This window comes from Streptomyces sp. NPDC051555, from assembly GCF_044454405.1.
Lineage (GTDB): Bacteria > Actinomycetota > Actinomycetes > Streptomycetales > Streptomycetaceae > Streptomyces.
Map to the genome: position 1 here is coordinate 94,635 of NZ_JBITDP010000008.1, position 16,121 is coordinate 110,755.

Here is a 16,121-nt window from a genome sequence, read left to right on the forward strand (position 1 = left end):
GGGCCCCGCGGGGCTCAGGCCGCCTTGGCCTTCGTCGCGTACATGTCGACGTACTCCTGGCCCGAGAGCCGCATGACCTCGGCCATCACCGAGTCGGTGACCGCGCGCAGCACGTACCGGTCGCGGTCCATGCCCTCGTAGCGGGAGAACTCCATCGGCTCGCCGAAGCGGACGGTGACCCGGCCCGGGCGGGGCATGCCCTTGCCGCCCGGCTGGAGCTTGTCCGTACCGATCATCGCGAACGGGACCACCGGGGCGCCGGTCATCAGGGTGAGCCGGGCGATGCCCGTGCGGCCGCGGTAGAGGCGGCCGTCGGGGGAGCGGGTGCCCTCGGGGTAGATGCCGAAGACCTTGCCCTCTTCGAGGATCCTGCGACCGGTCATCAAGGCCGCGACCCCGCCGTTGGCGCCGTCGCGGTCCACCGGGACCATCCCGGAGCCGGTGAAGAACCAGGCCATCGCCCGACCCTTGAGGCCCTTGCCCGTGACGTACTCGTCCTTGCCGATGAAGTGCACCTGGCGGTCGCACACCAGGGGCAGGATCATCGAATCGATGAAGGTCAGGTGGTTGCCCGCGAGGATGACCGGCCCCGTACCCGGAATGTTCTCGGCGCCCTCGACACGGGTGCGGAACATCATCCGCATGACCGGTCCGACAGTGGCTTTGATGAGCGCAATACGGGACAACGTGGGCCCTCCGGCATCGAATGCGTCTTCAGCACCGTGCGTGCTCAGTGCAGGTGAGGACGATACTCGCGGGTCCGCTCTGATCGCACATCGGGTTCACGAGGTCGATACGCAAAGTTGACGCACGTTTCCGCCATGTTTTCCGCCCGTCCCTCCCCGCGTCGCCCGCGCGCCACCGCGCACTGCCTACGATCGGTCCGCCGATCGGGGACGTGCGGCCCGGTGATCCCGGGAGCAAAGGCCCTGGTCGGTGCGTGATCCGGCCGGTCCGATCCGGCCGGTGCGATCAGGTCGCACCGGAGGGCTCCGGGCGGTCCGCAGGGGATGAGGGACGGACATGGCGCAGGGTGGGGCAGGCAGGCGCGCGGTGCTGGGTGCGGCCGTACTGGCGGCGGGCGGCGGGGCGCTCGGGCTCGGCGCCGGCCCGGCGGCGGCCGCCGGGGCGGCCGGTGGAGCGCAGCCGTCCGGCGCGCAGGCGTACGGCGACGGCGGGGGCTACCGGGAGCTGCCCTACCCCACGGTCATCGGACACCGCGGGGCCAGCGGCTACCGGCCCGAACACACCCTCGGCTCGTACCAGCTGGCCCTCGACCTGGGCGCGGACGTCATCGAGCAGGACCTGGTGCCCACGCGTGACGGCCACCTCGTCTGTCGACACGAGAACGAGATCGGCGGCACCACCGACGTCGCCGACCACCCCGCATTCGCCTCCCGGCGCACCACGAAGTCGGTCGACGGCGTCTCCGTCACGGGCTGGTTCACGGAGGACTTCACCCTGGCGGAGCTGAAGACCCTGCGCGCGAAGGAGCGCATCCCCGCCGTCCGCCAGCGCAACACGCTGTACGACGGCCGCTGGCAGGTGCCCACCTTCGAAGAGGTGCTGCGCTGGGCCGACCGCGAGGGCAAGCGGCGCGGCAAGCGGGTCTGGCTGCACGTGGAGACCAAGCACCCCAGCTACTTCCGCGCGCTGGGCCTCGGTCTGGAGGAACCGCTCGCGAAACTGCTCCGCCGCTACGGCCGCGACCGGCGCGATTCGGCCCTTTTCCTCCAGTCCTTCGAACCCTCCAGCATCCAGCGGCTCGCCGAACTGGTCTCGGCGCCCCGCGTGGTGCTGCTCGGCGCCGCGAACACCCGCCCCTGGGACTTCGAGCTGGCCAAGGACCCGCGCACCGTCGCCGACCTGGTCAAGCCCGAGGGCCTGAAGTGGATCGCCGGCTACGCGCAGGCCATCGGCCCGACCCTGGACCTGATCGTGCCGCGCGACGCCGCCGGCAAGCTCGGCACGCCGACCACCCTGGTGCGCGACGCCCACGCGCGCGGGCTGATCCTGCACCCCTACACCGCGCGCAACGAGAACGCCTTCCTGCCCGCCGACTTCCGCAAGGGCACCGACCCGAACGCCTACGGCGACTCCTTCGGCGCCTTCCGCGCCTACTTCGCCCTCGGGATCGACGGGATCTTCTCGGACAACGCCGACACCGCGCTGCTCGCCGCCGAGGACTTCCGGCCGGGGCGCCGCCCGCGCTGACCCGGGCGCCGCGCGCTGAAAAGCGTCAACGGCCGAGCGGAAGGACTCGTACGGGTGTGCCGCGTCCGGTGGGGAAACCGCCGGGCGCGGTCTTTGCGTCCCGCCCGGCATGGACCTGCTCAAGGAACTCGGACCCCTGCTCTCGGCGGAGGCCGCCGCCGAAGCACCGCTCGCGGGGATGGACCCCGCCGATCTGGAACAGGCCGTGTGGGTGCGGCTGCTGGAGCGGGACCGGCAGGGGCCGGCTCCGGCCGAACCCGCCCGCTGGCTGCGCCGGGCGGTGCGCGCCGAGGCCCGCGTCGCCCGCCGCCGCGCCCAGCGCGAAGTCCCCTACGCCGGCCCGGCCGGCTGCGCCGACGAGGCGTCCGAAGACGGGCCCGAGGGCGAGGTGCTGCATCGGGAGCAGGACCGCGCCGTCCGCTCGGCGGTCGCCCGGTTGCCCGGACGCTGCCCGGAGCTCATGACTGCTTTTCTTTCGCCCAGAGACCTCACCTACCGTGAAATCGCAGGAGAGTTGGGTATCTCACAAGGAAGTTTGGGGCCGGTACGTTCCCGTTGCCTGGGATGTCTGCGCAGAATGCTGGCTGCAGAGGTTGAGGCTCCTGGCCTGCGGGGAAGGGAGCGGTAGACCAACGGGCCACCAGGTGAGCGGGAGGCATGCGCACATGGGCATGAGCGTGATCATTTCGGCAGCGACGGCCGACGACGCGGAGCAGATCTTCAAGCTGCAGTACCTGTGCTTCCAGCGCGAGGCCGAGCTGTACGGCAACTACTCCATCCAGCCCCTCACCCAGTCCCTCGATTCCCTCAAGGGCGAGCTGGCCAAGGACATCGTGCTGGTCGCCCGGCTCGGCGACGAAGTGGTCGGCGCGGTCCGCGGCAGCACCGAGGAGGACGGCGCCGGCAAGATCGGCAAGCTGTGCGTCCACCCCCGGCTCCAGGGCCACGGACTCGGCGCCCGCCTGCTGCGCGGCGTGGAGGAGGCGCTGGCCGATGGCTCCAAGACCTCCCGCTTCCGACTGTTCACCGGCCGCAAGAGCGAGTCCAACCTGCGGATGTACCGCAAGGCGGGCTACGTCGCGGTCGGCGGCCGGACCGCTTCGGACGGCATCGAGCTGGTCATGCTGGAGAAGGAAGCCACGGACTACGCCGTCAGCGCCTGATCCGTACGCTTCGCGCGCAGCCAGAGCATCCCGGTGATCGGCAGGATCACCGGGATGAACAGGTAGCCCATCCCGAACTGCGACCACACCGTCGAGTCGGGGAAGGAATCGGGCCGCACCAGGGTCCAGGTCCCGACCGTCAGCACGCCGGTCAGTTCGGCGGCGCAGCACAGTCGGGCCGCCTTGCGGGCCGTCTCCCCGCCGCGCACCAGCGAGTAGGTGATGAAGGCGTAGACGAGGGCGGCCACCCCGCTCAGCGCGTACGCCAGCGGGGCCCGGTCGAACTCGGTGGAGATCTGGTAGGCCGAGCGCGAGACCGCGCCGACGGTGATCACCCCGTACAGCCAGACGAGCAGCACTCCCGGCCCGGAGACGAGCTTCACGCGCCCCGCCTTCGCGGGTCCCGTTCCCGTCCCGTCCGTCGACGGCCGCGCGCCCTCGGTCGTGTCAGCGTCCGTGTCAGGCACCGGTGCCACCCCAGATGTCGTAGAGCCGTACTTCGAGCACCGCGAGGACGACCGCGCCCGCGGCCACTGTCACCGAACCCCATTTGCTGCGCTCGGTGAGCGAGAGGAACCCGGCGGCCGGAACCGCGGCGAAGGAGCCGACGAGGTACGCCACGAAGAGCACCGCACCGTCGTGCGGCTCCGCGCCCCGGCCGAGCTCGACCAGCCCGACCACCAGCTGGGCCAGGACCAGCAGGGTGACCACGGCCATTCCGGCGAAGTGCCAGTCCTTGGTCGGCTGGTCCCGCCAGGCGGCGAATCCGCACCAGGCGGCGAGGGCGAGTGCGGCCACGCCGATGGCGACCGTCAGGGCGTCGAGCATGCAGCGAGGGTATTACGGGTCCAAAGACCCGATGCGCGCACCCCCGCGCCGGGGCTTTCCTGGAAGGCATGACGCTGCATGCCGACGCCCTGCTCTTCGACAACGACGGAACCCTGCTCTCCTCGATGGAATCGGTCTACCGCTGCTGGGCCCGCTGGGCCGGGGAGTACGGGATCACCGAGGCCGATTTCGCGGCCGTGGAACTGCACGGCCGCCCGGCCGCCGAGATCATCGCCGACCTGCTGCCCGAGGAGGTCCGGGCCGCGGCCCTGGCCCGGATCGAGCGGCTGGAGGTGGAGGACGTCGCGGGCGGCGTCGTCGCGCTGCCCGGCACCAAGGAGCTGCTGTCCGCCCTGCCCGCCGGCCGCTGGGCCGTGGTGACCTCGGCGACCCGCCCGCTCGCCGAGGCGCGGCTGCGCGAGGTGGGCATCGACTTCCCCGAGCTGGTGGCCGCCGACGACATCACCCGCGGCAAGCCCGACCCCGAACCCTTCCTGCTCGCCGCCGCCCGCCTCGGCGTGGATCCGGCCCGCTGCGTGGTCTTCGAGGACGCCCCGGCGGGTCTGGCCGCCGGGCGCGCGGCCGGGATGCGGACCGTGGCCTTGACCACAACCCACCGGGCCGACGAGCTGGTCGCCGACGTGGTGGTCAGGGACCTGTCGGCCGTGTCGGTGCAGGTCACCGCCGACGGCCTGGTGATTGACACGAACGGCTGACCGCGCCGTCCCACCGTGTCGCGTTGTCCGGATGGCGGTCGAAATCCGTCCGCTATCCGGACAACGTTGATCGGTGAAGGGATACGTCTGGTTTACTGGGTCCATGACCACGACGAGCAGCCGCACCCTTGCGACCGAGGCGACGATGACGCCCGGTGCTCGTTGTATGTGTCGAATGCGCGCCTTCTGAGGGCCCCCCTTCCTGAGCCTCGCGCCCCGAAGCGAGATCGGCCGAGTCCGTCCGGACCGTGCCGGCTGTAGAGCCCCCGCGCTGTAGAGCCATCGAAATCACCCGGACCGCTCCTGCCAACCGCCCGGCGTCGAACCGCCGATTCATCCTGGTTCGTCCCGCATCGCGTCCCCAGATGATTGCCCCGTGCCCGGTCTGCCATGCCGTGCACTCGACAGCGACGGAATTCCTGTGATCACCACATCGGGCCTCACGAAGGTCTACCAGTCCCGTGGCCGCGAGGTCACCGCCCTGGACGGCGTCGACCTCCACGTCCGCGAGGGCGAGGTCTACGGAGTCATCGGCCAGAGCGGCGCCGGCAAGTCCTCCCTGATCCGCTGCGTGAACCTGCTGGAGCGCCCCACCACCGGCACCGTGAGCGTCGACGGCGTCGACCTCACCGCGCTGGCCGGCCGCGGCCGGCGCGCCGGCAAGGAGCTCCGCGAGGCCCGCAGCCGCATCGGCATGGTCTTCCAGCACTTCAACCTGCTGTCCTCGCGCACCGTGCAGGGCAACATCGAGCTGCCCCTGGAGATCCTCGGGGTCTCCGGCCGCGAGCGCTCCCGCAAGGCGCTGGAACTCCTCGACCTCGTCGGCCTCGCCGACAAGGCCAAGTCCTACCCCGGCCAGCTCTCCGGCGGCCAGAAGCAGCGCGTCGGCATAGCCCGGGCCCTGGCCGGCGACCCCAAGGTGCTGCTCTCCGACGAGGCCACCAGCGCCCTCGACCCCGAGACCACCCGCTCGATCCTCCAACTGCTGCGCGACCTCAACCAGCAGCTCGGCCTGACCGTCCTGCTCATCACGCACGAGATGGACGTGGTCAAGGCGGTCTGCGACTCCGCGGCCCTGATGAAGCGCGGCCGGATCATCGAGTCCGGCACCGTCTCCGAACTGCTGGCCACCCCCGGCTCCGAACTCGCCGACGAACTCTTCCCGGTCAGCGGCGCCGCCACCGGCATCGACCGCACCGTGGTCGACGTCACCTTCCACGGCGAGGCCGCCACCCAGCCGGTCATCTCCCAGCTGGCGCGCACCTACAACATCGACATATCGATCCTCGGCGCCGCCATGGACACCGTCGCGGGCCGCCAGGTCGGCCGGATGCGCATCGAACTCCCCGGCCGCTACGAGGAGAACGTCGTCCCCGTCGGCTTCCTGCGCGAGCGCGGCCTCCAGGTCGACGTGGTCGACACCGACACCGAAACCGACACCGACGCGGACGGCGCCACCGTGGCCCCCGCGGCTTCCGCACCCGCCGGTACCGTCCCGGCCCAGCTGGTCAAGGATGGCGCCAAGTGACCTGGTCCGAGATGCAGCCCCTGCTCACCCAGGGCACGTACGACACCCTCTACATGGTCCTGTGGTCCACCCTGGTGACCGTCCTCGGCGGGCTGCCCATCGGCATCCTGCTCGTCCTCACCGACACGGGCGGCCTGTTGCAGAACCGGGTGGTCAACAAGGTCCTCGGGGCGATCGTGAACGTCGGCCGCTCGATGCCGTTCATCATCCTGCTGATCTTCCTGATTCCGGTGACCACCGCCGTCGTCGGCACCTTCATCGGCCCCACCGCGATGATCGTCCCGCTCGCCATCGGCGCCATCCCCTTCTTCGCCCGGCTCGTCGAGACCGCCGTCCGGGGCGTGGACCACGGGCTGGTCGAGGCCGTCGAGTCGATGGGCGGGGGCGTCCCCACCCTCGTCGGCAAGGTGCTCCTCCCGCAGGCCCTGCCCTCCCTGATCGCCGCCGTCACCACCACCGTGATCACCCTCGTCGGCTACTCCGCCATGGCGGGCGCGGTCGGCGGTGAAGGTCTCGGTTCCAAGGCCATCACCTACGGCTTCCAGCGCTTCGAGACCGGCTTCATGGTCGCCACGGTGGTCGTACTGATCGTCCTTGTCACGGTGATCCAGCTGCTCGGCGACGGCGTGGTCCGCCTGCTCGCCCGCCGCGGCCGGACAGCCTGACGGGGCACGGCGCCCCCCTCCAGACTTCCTTCCCTCCCACAGCCCGCACTCGTCGTGCTCGGGCGTTGTCCGCACCACCCAGGAAAGAGGCACTCTTCGTGCGCAGCTCCATCAAGTTCACCGCCCTCGCCGCCACCACCGCGGCCCTCGCCCTCGGCCTCACCGCCTGCGGCACCTCCTCGGACCCGTCCTCCACCAAGGCGGACGGCGGCAAGACCGACGAGAGCAAGCCCCTCGTCATCGCGGCCTCCCCGAGCCCGCACGCCGACATCCTGAACTTCGTCAAGGACAAGCTGGCGGCCAAGGACGGCCTCAAGATCGAGGTCAAGGAGTTCACCGACTACGTCCTGCCCAACACCGCCACCGAGCAGGGCCAGGTCGACGCGAACTTCTTCCAGCACAAGCCGTACCTGGACGACTTCAACAAGAAGAACAACACCCACATCGTCCCGGTGGTCAACGTCCACCTGGAGCCGCTGGGCCTCTACTCCAAGAAGGTCAAGTCCCTCACGGACATCAAGGCCGGCCAGACCGTCGCCGTCCCGAACGACCCGACCAACGAGGGCCGCGCGCTCCAGCTGCTCGCCGCCAACAAGCTCATCACCCTCAAGGACGGCGTCGGCACCGCCGCGAAGCTGGCCGACATCACCGACAAGAAGGGCCTGGAGTTCAAGGAGCTGGAGGCCGCCACGGTCCCGCGCGCCCTGAACGACGTGGACGCCGCCATCATCAACGGCAACTACGCCATCGAGGCGAAGCTCGTCCCCGCCAAGGACGCCCTGGTCCTGGAGAAGGCCGAGGGCAACCCCTACGCCAACCTCCTCGCGGTGAAGGACGGCAAGCAGAGCGACCCCCGGATCCAGAAGCTCGCCAAGCTCCTGAACTCCGACGAGGTCAAGAAGTTCATCGAGGAGAAGTACCAGGGCTCGGTCATCCCGGCCTTCGGCACCCCGGCCTCCTGACCCACCGGTAACGCAGCCCCGGCCCCGCACGCCCTCCCCGGGCGGGCGGGGCCGCGCCGCTGCGCGCGCACGGCCGCCGCCTGCCCGTATCCGGGCAGCCCGGCCCTGCACACCACCGGACCGATACTGCATGCTGTGGCTCTACGGCCACGGTCTCAGGCATGGAGCTGCGCATGACAACCACCTTCCCGGACGTCTCCATCAGCACGGACCGGCTGGTGCTGCGCCCCTTCGAGGAAGAGGACGTCAGCGCGCTCACCGAGATGATGAACGACGAACTCATCACCGCCTGGACCGAGGCCCCGCACCCCTACAGCGGAGCCGACGCCCGCCGTTGGGCCACCGGTGGAGCCCACCGCGAGCGCACCGACGGCCGCGGCATCGTCTTCGCCGTGACCGAGTTCCTCACCCACCGCCTGGTCGGCACCGTCCACGTCCGCCACACCGACTGGCGCTGTCTCAGCGCCGAGGTGGGCTACGCGACCGCCCCCTGGGCCCGCGGCGAGGGCTACGCCTGCGAATCCGTGCTCGCCGTCGCCCAATGGCTTTTCCGCGACCACGGCTTCGAGCGCCTCGAACTGCGCACGGCCGCCGACAACACCGCCTCCCAGCAGGTCGCCCAGAAGATCGGCTGCATCAGCGAGGGCGTCCTGCGCAACGCCTGGATAGTGCGCACCCAGACGCCCGACGGCAGATGGGTCGACACCCGCACCGACCTGCTGGTCTGGGGCCTGGTCCCGGAGGACCTCGACGACCTCGACGTCCTCGACGGCTACGGCGAGTTCCACGCCGTACCCGAACCGCCCACCGGCCAGATCACCGACCAGCACCCCCAGGCCGCCGACGCCGACGCGCACGGCCGCCAACCCCAGTCCCCGCACCAGTCGCACGCCGGACGCCACCCCCAGCCGCACGACCGCACCGCCCGGTCCGACCGCCCCTGACCCGGCCGTCCGCCGACACCGGACGCCCCGATCAGCAGGTAGTCTCACGGTGCCCGCCCTCGCGGCCGGGCCGCCCCGCACCACCACCCACACCAGGGAGACCGACGACGATGGCCGACCGGGTCACGGTGATCGGCTGGGACGGCTCCCCCCTGACCGCGGCCGCCCGATCAGCGCTCGCCGCAGCCACGCTGGTGGCCGGAGCCGGCCACCACCTCGCGCTCCCCGAGATCCCGCCCGCCGCCGAACGCATCCGGCTCGGCAGCCTCGGCCTCGCCGCCCGCCGCATCGCGGGCCACCGCGGCACCGCCGTCGTCCTCGCCGACGGCGACCCCGGCTTCTTCGGCGTCGTACGGGCCCTGCGCGCTCCCGAACACGGCCTGGAGGTGGAAGTGGTCCCGGCCGTGTCCTCCGTGGCCGCGGCCTTCGCCCGCGCCGGCATGCCCTGGGACGACGCCCAGGTCGTCGTGGCCCAACGCCGCACCCTGCGCCGCGCGGTCAACGTCTGCCGGGCGCACACCAAGGTCGCCGTCCTCACCTCGCCCGGCGCCGGTCCCGCCGAACTCGCCCTGCTGCTCGAAGGGGTCCACCGGACCTTCGTCATCTGCGAGGAACTGGGCACCGACAAGGAACGGGTCACCGTACTGACCTCGGACCGGGCCGCCGACCACAGTTGGCGCGACCCCAACGTCGTGATCGTCGTCGGCGGCGGCGGGCCCGTCTCCGCCGACCCCGGCTGGCTCATGGGCCGGCCCACCGCCGTCGCCGTGGCCGCCGCGGGCGCCCGGGGCTGGGCCCGCCCCGACCCCCACCACCCCGAGCACGGCCCCGGGGTGCCCGGCGGGGAGGGCGAGTCGGCGCTGCTTCGCGCCGCCCAACTGGCTCGGCTCGGCCCGCGCACCGGCGACCTCCTCTGGGACATCGGCGCCGGAACCGGCGCGCTCGCCGTGGACGCGGCCGCCTTCGGCGCGGCCGTCATCGCGGTCGACGCCGACCCCCGCGCCTGCGAGCGGATCGAAGTCGCCGCCCGCCACCGCGGCGTGCTCCTCCAGGCCGTCGCGGGCCGCGCACCGCACGTACTGGAGAACCTCCCCGAACCCGACGTCGTCCGGATCGGCGGCGGGGGAGTCCCGGTCGTCCAGGCCTGCGCCGACCGCCGTCCGGAACGGATCGTCACCCACGCCTCCACCCGCGACGAGGCGGAGGCGATCGGCCGCGCCCTGACCGAAGGCGGGTACGCGGTGGAATGCGCGCTGCTCCAGTCCGTGGGCATGGACACCCGGACCTGGCGCGAGCAGGAGCGCTCCGTCGTCTTCCTCATCGCGGCCGAACGCCCGTCGAGCCGCTAGGGCTGTGACCGGACCCCCGGTCGCCCGTGCCGTGACCCGGGCGGACCTGCGAAATGGCCCGGGGTAGGCTGGCCGATCGTCGTACTGCCCCGTCACTCCGGGCACATCGGCACCAATGGACCACCCGACGTGGCGCAGTCCACAGCAGACCGTGGCAGTTATGGCCGCCGTGGTGGCGAACGGGCGCGACAATGCTTAGTGGTTGTCGGCGGTGGCGCGCCCGAGGGGCTCGTGCCGCACGGCAGCCACGCTCGTTGGTCATACGGGCGCCGGGCGATCGAAGCAGCAATACCGATGGGCGAGGGGTAAGCATGACTGACACCGGCCAGGTTCCGGGCGAGGGCCTCCCGGACAACGCGGGCATGGTGGATCAGCACGGCATCCCCGCGCCGGTCCCGGCACCGCTCCGGACACCGCTCCAGGCGACGGGCGGGTACGCGTTCCAGGACCTGGTGGACAACCCGGCCGAGGACGACGAGCTCCTGCTGATGCCCAGCGGCCAGGGGGCGTGGAGCGACCCGCAGGTGGTGCCCCCGGCCCCCGTCTTCCCCGTCGAGGGCGGCTTCTACGAGCCCGCGCCCGCCTTCGTCGACCCCGGCTTCGCGGAGCCCGGTTACACCGACACCGGTTCCTACACGCACGGCGCGCACGAGGCGGGCGGCCGTGACACCGGCGCCCTCGACCTCGGCGGCCTGCTGCCGCCGCCGGCCGCGCCCGTGACCCCCGTCCGGCGCCCGCTGCACATGGGCCCGCCGGTCCCCGACGCCTCGGGCGGCGTCGTACGCTCCCTCGCCGACCGCGGCCCGGCCGCGCCGGTGCCGCCGGTGGCCCCCGTCGCGCCCGCCCCCGCCCCCGTGCCCGTCGCCGTGAGCGCCCCGGTCGAGCCCGTCGCGCCTGCGCAGGCCGAGGCGCCGCTCGCGGCGGTCGCCCTCGCGCCGGTCCAGGGCCAGGCGCAGGCACAGGCCCCCGTGGACGTTCCGGTTCAGGCTCCGGCGGAGGTGGAGGTCGCCGAGGCCGCCGCCGCTGCTCCGGCGCCGGCCGAGGCACAGGTCGAGACGCAGGCGGAGGCGCCGGTCGAGGTGGCGGTCGACGCCGCGGCCGAACCCGCGCCGCAGGCTCCGGTCGAGGACCCGCCGGTGGTCGTGGCGCAGGCCCCCGCGGAGGTGCCCGCCGAGGTACCGGCGACCGCGCCCGTCGCACTCCCGGCCGAGGCTCCCGTCGAGGTGGAGGTCGTGGCCGCGGCCGTGGCCGTGGCCGACACGCAGGTGCAGGCGCAGGCGCCGGCGCCGGTCTTCCAGACCGCTCCGGCGACCAGCGGCGGCCTGGAGTACCTGGACGTCCCGGCCGTGGAGACCGGCGCGCTGCCCGGCCCGCAGCTGGGTGAGATCCCGCTCCAGGCGGGCGCCCCCTGGTCGGCGGAGCCGGTCGTGGCGGCGGCTCCCGAGCCGGTGGCCGCTCCGGCCCCGGTCGTCGAGCCGGTCGCCCCGGCCGCTCCCGCGGCCCCGGAGCCCGTCGCCGCGCCCGTCGCGGAGGCCGCACCCGTGGTCCTCGCGGAGCCGGTCCCGGTCGTGCCTCCCGTGGAGCAGGCGGCTCCGCCCGTCGCCCCCGAGGTCGTGGTCGTGGCCGAGGCCGCCCCCGAGCCCCAACTCCAGCCCGAGCCCGAGCCGGTCCCGGCCCCCGTGGCCGAAGCCGCTGGCGAGGTGCTCCCCGAAGCGGCGCCCGCGCCGATCGTCGAGGTCCCGGCCGCGCCCGAGCCCGTAACCGAGCCGGTGGCCGTGGCCGAGTCCGCGGACGCGGTGGAACCGGCCGAGCCCGTCGACGCCCCGGAGGCCGTCGAAGCCCCGGAGGCCATCGAGGTCGCCGAGGTCGCCGAGCCCGCTGAGCGCGGCGCCGCCGCGCCCGGCTACGCCGACGCCGAGCGCGAAGCGGTCCTGCGCGTCATGCGCGAGCGCCGCGACATCCGCAACGGCTTCCGTACCGACCCGATCCCGCACGAGGTGCTGCTCCGCGTCCTGGAGGCCGCCCACACGGCGCCCAGCGTCGGGCACTCCCAGCCCTGGGACTTCGTCGTCATCCGCTCCGCCGAGACCCGCCGGACGATGCACGAACTGGCCCAGCGCCAGCGCGAGGCGTACGCCAAGTCGCTGCCCAAGGGCCGGGCGAAGCAGTTCAAGGAACTGAAGATCGAGTCGATCCTCGACACCCCGGTGAACATCGTCGTCACCGCCGACCCCACCCGCGGCGGCCGCCACACCCTCGGGCGGCACACCCAGCCGCAGATGGCGCCGTACTCCTCCGCGCTCGCCGTCGAGAACCTCTGGCTCGCCGCCCGGGCCGAGGGCCTCGGCGTCGGTTGGGTCAGCTTCTTCGACGAGCGCGAGATGGTCCGCGCCCTCGGCCTGCCCGAGCACCTGGAGGTCGTGGCCTACCTGTGCGTCGGCTACGTGGACGAGTTCCCCGAGGAGCCCGAGCTGATGCAGGCCGGGTGGTCCAAGCGGCGCCCGCTGTCCTGGGTGGTCCACGAGGAGACGTACGGTCGTCGCGCGCTGCCCGGCGAGGAGCCGCACGACCTGCTCTCCGAGACGGTCGCGAGCATCCGCCCGCTCGACGCGAAGGCGCTCGGCGAGGCCTGGGAGCGGCAGAAGCGCATGACCAAGCCCGCCGGGGCCCTGGGCATGCTCGAAATCATCTCCGCCCAGCTCAGCGGCCTCTCGCGGGTCTGCCCTCCGCCGATCCCGGAGCCCGCCGCGGTCGCGATCTTCGCCGGTGACCACGGTGTGCACGCCCAGGGCGTCACCCCCTGGCCGCAGGAGGTCACCACGCAGATGGTCGCCAACTTCCTGGGCGGCGGGGCGGTCTGCAACGCCTTCGCCAACCAGGTGGGCGCCGAGGTCTGCGTGATCGACGTGGGCGTCGCGGGAGAGCTCCCCGCCACCCCCGGACTGCTGCCGCGCAAGGTCCGCCCCGGCACCGCCGACCTGTCGGTCGGGCCCGCGATGACCCGCGAGGAGGCCGTGGCCGCCATCGAGGTGGGCATCGAGACCGCCCGCGACCTCGTCGCGGCGGGCAACAAGGCCCTGCTCACCGGTGAGATGGGCATCGCGAACACCACCGTGTCCGCCGCCCTCATCTCGGTCTTCACCGGCGTCGATCCGGCGGAGGTCACCGGGCGCGGCACCGGCATCAACGACGAGACGCACACCCGCAAGATCGAGGTCGTCCGCCGGGCGCTCGAACTCCACCAGCCGGACCCGTCCGACCCGGTGGGCGTGCTCGCCGCGATCGGCGGTCTGGAACACGCGGCGATCGTCGGCCTGCTGCTGGGCGGAGCATCGCTCCGTACGCCGGTCATCCTGGACGGCGTGAGCGCGGGCGCGGCGGCGCTGGTGGCCCGTGCCATCGCCCCGGAGTCCCTGTCCGCGTGCATCGCGGGTCACCGCAGTGCGGAGCCGGGTCACGTCGCGGCCCTGAACACCCTCGGGCTGCGCCCGCTCGTCGACCTGGACCTCCGCCTCGGCGAGGGCACGGGGGCGCTCCTGGCCCTCCCCCTGGTCCAGAGCGCCGCCCGAGCCATGCACGAGGTAGCCACCTTCGACTCGGCCGGCGTCACCGAAAAGTAACCCCGCCCCAGCGAGCCCCGCTCCCAGCCTGTCCGACCGGGCCGGGCCTCGACCCCAGCCTGGCCGGGCTGGGCCGGGCCTCGATCCCAGCCTGGTCGGCCGGGGTGGGCCTCGATCCCAGCCTGGCCGGCCGGGCCGGGCCTCGACCCCAGCCTCGCCGGCTGGGGAGGACCCGGGTCCAGCCTCCCTGGCTGGGGCGGACCCGGGTCCAGCCTCGCCAGCCGTGCCGGCCCCCGATCCAGCCTCACCGCCGGCCCGGGCGGACCCCCTGTCCAGCCTCGCCGGCGTTTGAGGCGCCCCCGGAGGGCGAACGAGCCGGCACCCGGGCAGGACGCCACCCACCCCGACAGGGCCGGCACCCGGACGGGGTGGGCGCGGAGCCTCTCCGGTCCCTCCGGGGGGGGGGGGGGCGGGGGCGGGCGGGGGGGGGGCGGGGCCGCCCGCGGCGCGGGGGGGGGCGGGGCCCACCGCGCCCCCCCCGGGGCGGCCCCCCGCCCCCCCCCGGGGGGCGGCCCCCGGGGGGGGGGGGCCGGGGGGCCGGGGGGGGCCCGCGGGGGGCGCCTCAAACGCCGGCGAGGCTGGATTGGGAGGCCGGTCGGTCCAGCAAGGCTGATCCGGGGCCCGGGTCGCACCGGTGAGGCTGATTCGGGCCCGCACGGACCGGCGAGGCTGATTCGGGCCCGGGTCGGACCCGCGGGGCCGGACCGCCGGGCCCCGCCCCCGGACCGGCACCCGCCCGCCCCGGCCCGTAACGTTGACCACGCGATTCGCGCCACCGCCGCCGCGAGATCCGCCCGCACCGGAACCCCCCGTACGAGGAGCCCCGCATGGCCGCACACCCCGCCTACCCCGTAGGCCTCCGTCTGGCGGGCCGCCGCGTCGTCGTCATCGGCGGCGGCCAGGTCGCGCAGCGCCGGCTCCCCGCGCTCGTCGCGGCCGGCGCCGACGTGCTGCTGATCTCCCCCTCGGCCACCCCCTCCGTGGACGTCATGGCCGAGACCGGCGAGATCCGTTGGGAGCGCCGCCGCTACCAGGACGGCGACCTCGCCAACACTTGGTACGCGCTGATCGCCACCCGTGACACGGCGGCCAACGACGCCGCCTCCGCCGAGGCCGAGCGCGAGCGGGTCTGGTGCGTGCGCGCCGACGACGCCGAAGCGGCCACCGCCTGGACCCCGGCCACCGGCCGCAGCGAGGGCGTCACCGTCGCCGTACTGACCGGCAACGACCCGCGCCGCTCCGCCGCCGTGCGCGACGCGATCATCGAGGGGCTGCGCGACGGCAGCCTCGCCGCTCCGGCGCAGGGGCGCGAGAAGCGCAACCCCGGCGTGGCCCTGGTCGGCGGCGGCCCCGGCGACCCGGACCTCATCACCGTCCGCGGCCGCCGGCTGCTCGCCGAGGCCGACGTGGTCATCGCCGACCGGCTCGGCCCCCGCGGCCTGCTCGACGAACTGGCCCCGCACGTCGAGGTCATCGACGCCGCGAAGATCCCGTACGGCCGCTTCATGGCCCAGGAGGCCATCAACAACGCGCTGATCGAGCACGCGAAGGCCGGCAAGTCGGTGGTCCGGCTCAAGGGCGGGGACCCGTACGTCTTCGGCCGCGGCATGGAGGAGCTCCAGGCGCTCGCCGAGGCAGGCATCCCCTGCACCGTCGTCCCCGGCATCTCCAGCTCGATCTCCGTGCCCGGCGCGGCCGGCATCCCGGTGACGCACCGCGGGGTGGCCCACGAGTTCACGGTCGTCAGCGGCCACGTCGGACCGGACGACCCCCGTTCGCTCGTCGACTGGGCCTCGCTCGCCAAGCTGACCGGCACCCTGGTGATCCTCATGGGCGTCGACAAGATCGGCCTGATCGCCGAGGCGCTGGTCCGCCACGGCCGCTCCGCGGACACCCCGGTCGCCGTGGTCCAGGAGGGCACGACCGCCGCCCAGCGCCGGGTGGACGCCACCCTCGCCACGGTCGGCGAGACGGTCCGCGCCCAGGAGGTCCGCCCGCCCGCGGTGATCGTCATCGGCGACGTCGTGAAGGTGGGCCCGGCCGCCTGACCACGGCGCCACCCGCGCCCCCGGGCGCTTCCGCCCCCCCCGCGTCGTCTCCGCACGCCCCCTACGACCAAGCCGTTGGCACCA

At 73.5% G+C, this 16,121-nt stretch carries 13 protein-coding genes and 1 pseudogene; 11 read left to right on the plus strand and 3 right to left on the minus strand.

The window, feature by feature from the left end; translation table 11 throughout:
* Positions 1-14: 14 nt before the first annotated feature.
* Positions 15-644 carry a lysophospholipid acyltransferase family protein gene (locus ACIBEA_RS18550; protein ID WP_399262129.1) on the minus strand — a complete coding sequence of 210 codons (630 nt, stop codon included), beginning with the start codon at positions 642-644 and terminating at the stop codon, positions 15-17.
* Between the two features lie 379 nt (positions 645-1,023).
* Between ACIBEA_RS18550 and ACIBEA_RS18555 the strand changes: the two genes are divergently transcribed.
* From ACIBEA_RS18555 to ACIBEA_RS18565, 3 genes are all read left to right on the plus strand, one after another.
* A complete protein-coding gene (locus ACIBEA_RS18555) occupies positions 1,024-2,214 on the plus strand; it encodes a glycerophosphodiester phosphodiesterase (protein ID WP_399262131.1) in 1,191 nt (396 codons plus the stop codon).
* Between the two features lie 109 nt (positions 2,215-2,323).
* Positions 2,324-2,842, plus strand: a complete 519-nt coding sequence (locus ACIBEA_RS18560) for a sigma-70 family RNA polymerase sigma factor (protein WP_399262133.1) — start codon at positions 2,324-2,326, stop codon at positions 2,840-2,842.
* 37 nt (positions 2,843-2,879) lie between these two features.
* Positions 2,880-3,377, plus strand: coding sequence for a GNAT family N-acetyltransferase (locus ACIBEA_RS18565; RefSeq protein ID WP_399262135.1), 498 nt, complete (start codon positions 2,880-2,882; stop codon positions 3,375-3,377).
* Here the strand turns inward: ACIBEA_RS18565 and ACIBEA_RS18570 are convergent.
* Positions 3,359-3,844, minus strand: coding sequence for a hypothetical protein (locus ACIBEA_RS18570; RefSeq protein WP_399262137.1), 486 nt, complete (start codon positions 3,842-3,844; stop codon positions 3,359-3,361). The two genes, ACIBEA_RS18565 and ACIBEA_RS18570, sit on opposite strands and share 19 nt — an antisense overlap.
* Entirely contained in the window at positions 3,837-4,205 is a 369-nt protein-coding gene (locus tag ACIBEA_RS18575) for a hypothetical protein (protein ID WP_399262139.1), read from the minus strand. Before ACIBEA_RS18575 ends, ACIBEA_RS18570 begins: the two co-directional genes overlap by 8 nt.
* A 68-nt stretch (positions 4,206-4,273) precedes the next feature.
* Between ACIBEA_RS18575 and ACIBEA_RS18580 the strand changes: the two genes are divergently transcribed.
* The 8 genes and pseudogenes from ACIBEA_RS18580 to cobA all read left to right on the plus strand — a co-directional run bounded on the left by ACIBEA_RS18580 (position 4,274) and on the right by cobA (position 16,037).
* Positions 4,274-4,921 carry an HAD-IA family hydrolase gene (locus tag ACIBEA_RS18580; protein ID WP_399262141.1) on the plus strand — a complete coding sequence of 216 codons (648 nt, stop codon included), beginning with the start codon at positions 4,274-4,276 and terminating at the stop codon, positions 4,919-4,921.
* 421 nt (positions 4,922-5,342) lie between these two features.
* The gene (locus ACIBEA_RS18585; RefSeq protein WP_399262143.1) at positions 5,343-6,449 is read left to right on the plus strand and encodes a methionine ABC transporter ATP-binding protein; all 1,107 of its coding nucleotides are present in this window, start codon (positions 5,343-5,345) and stop codon (positions 6,447-6,449) included.
* Positions 6,446-7,114: a methionine ABC transporter permease gene (locus ACIBEA_RS18590; RefSeq protein ID WP_399262145.1), complete on the plus strand. Its 669-nt coding sequence runs from the start codon at positions 6,446-6,448 to the stop codon at positions 7,112-7,114. Before ACIBEA_RS18585 ends, ACIBEA_RS18590 begins: the two co-directional genes overlap by 4 nt.
* A 98-nt stretch (positions 7,115-7,212) precedes the next feature.
* Positions 7,213-8,076 (plus strand): MetQ/NlpA family ABC transporter substrate-binding protein, encoded by an 864-nt coding sequence (locus ACIBEA_RS18595; RefSeq protein WP_399262148.1) that lies wholly within the window; start codon positions 7,213-7,215, stop codon positions 8,074-8,076.
* Positions 8,077-8,249: 173 nt separating this feature from the next.
* Positions 8,250-8,828: pseudogene (locus tag ACIBEA_RS18600) on the plus strand (GNAT family N-acetyltransferase); the annotation flags it as partial.
* A gap of 302 nt (positions 8,829-9,130) precedes the next feature.
* Entirely contained in the window at positions 9,131-10,369 is a 1,239-nt protein-coding gene (cbiE, locus tag ACIBEA_RS18605) for a precorrin-6y C5,15-methyltransferase (decarboxylating) subunit CbiE (RefSeq protein ID WP_399262150.1), read from the plus strand.
* 311 nt (positions 10,370-10,680) lie between these two features.
* Complete coding sequence (cobT, locus tag ACIBEA_RS18610) at positions 10,681-13,989, plus strand: nicotinate-nucleotide--dimethylbenzimidazole phosphoribosyltransferase (protein ID WP_399262152.1); 3,309 nt, start codon at positions 10,681-10,683, stop codon at positions 13,987-13,989.
* Between the two features lie 827 nt (positions 13,990-14,816).
* Entirely contained in the window at positions 14,817-16,037 is a 1,221-nt protein-coding gene (cobA, locus tag ACIBEA_RS18615; RefSeq protein WP_399262155.1) for a uroporphyrinogen-III C-methyltransferase, read from the plus strand.
* Positions 16,038-16,121 lie beyond the last annotated feature (84 nt).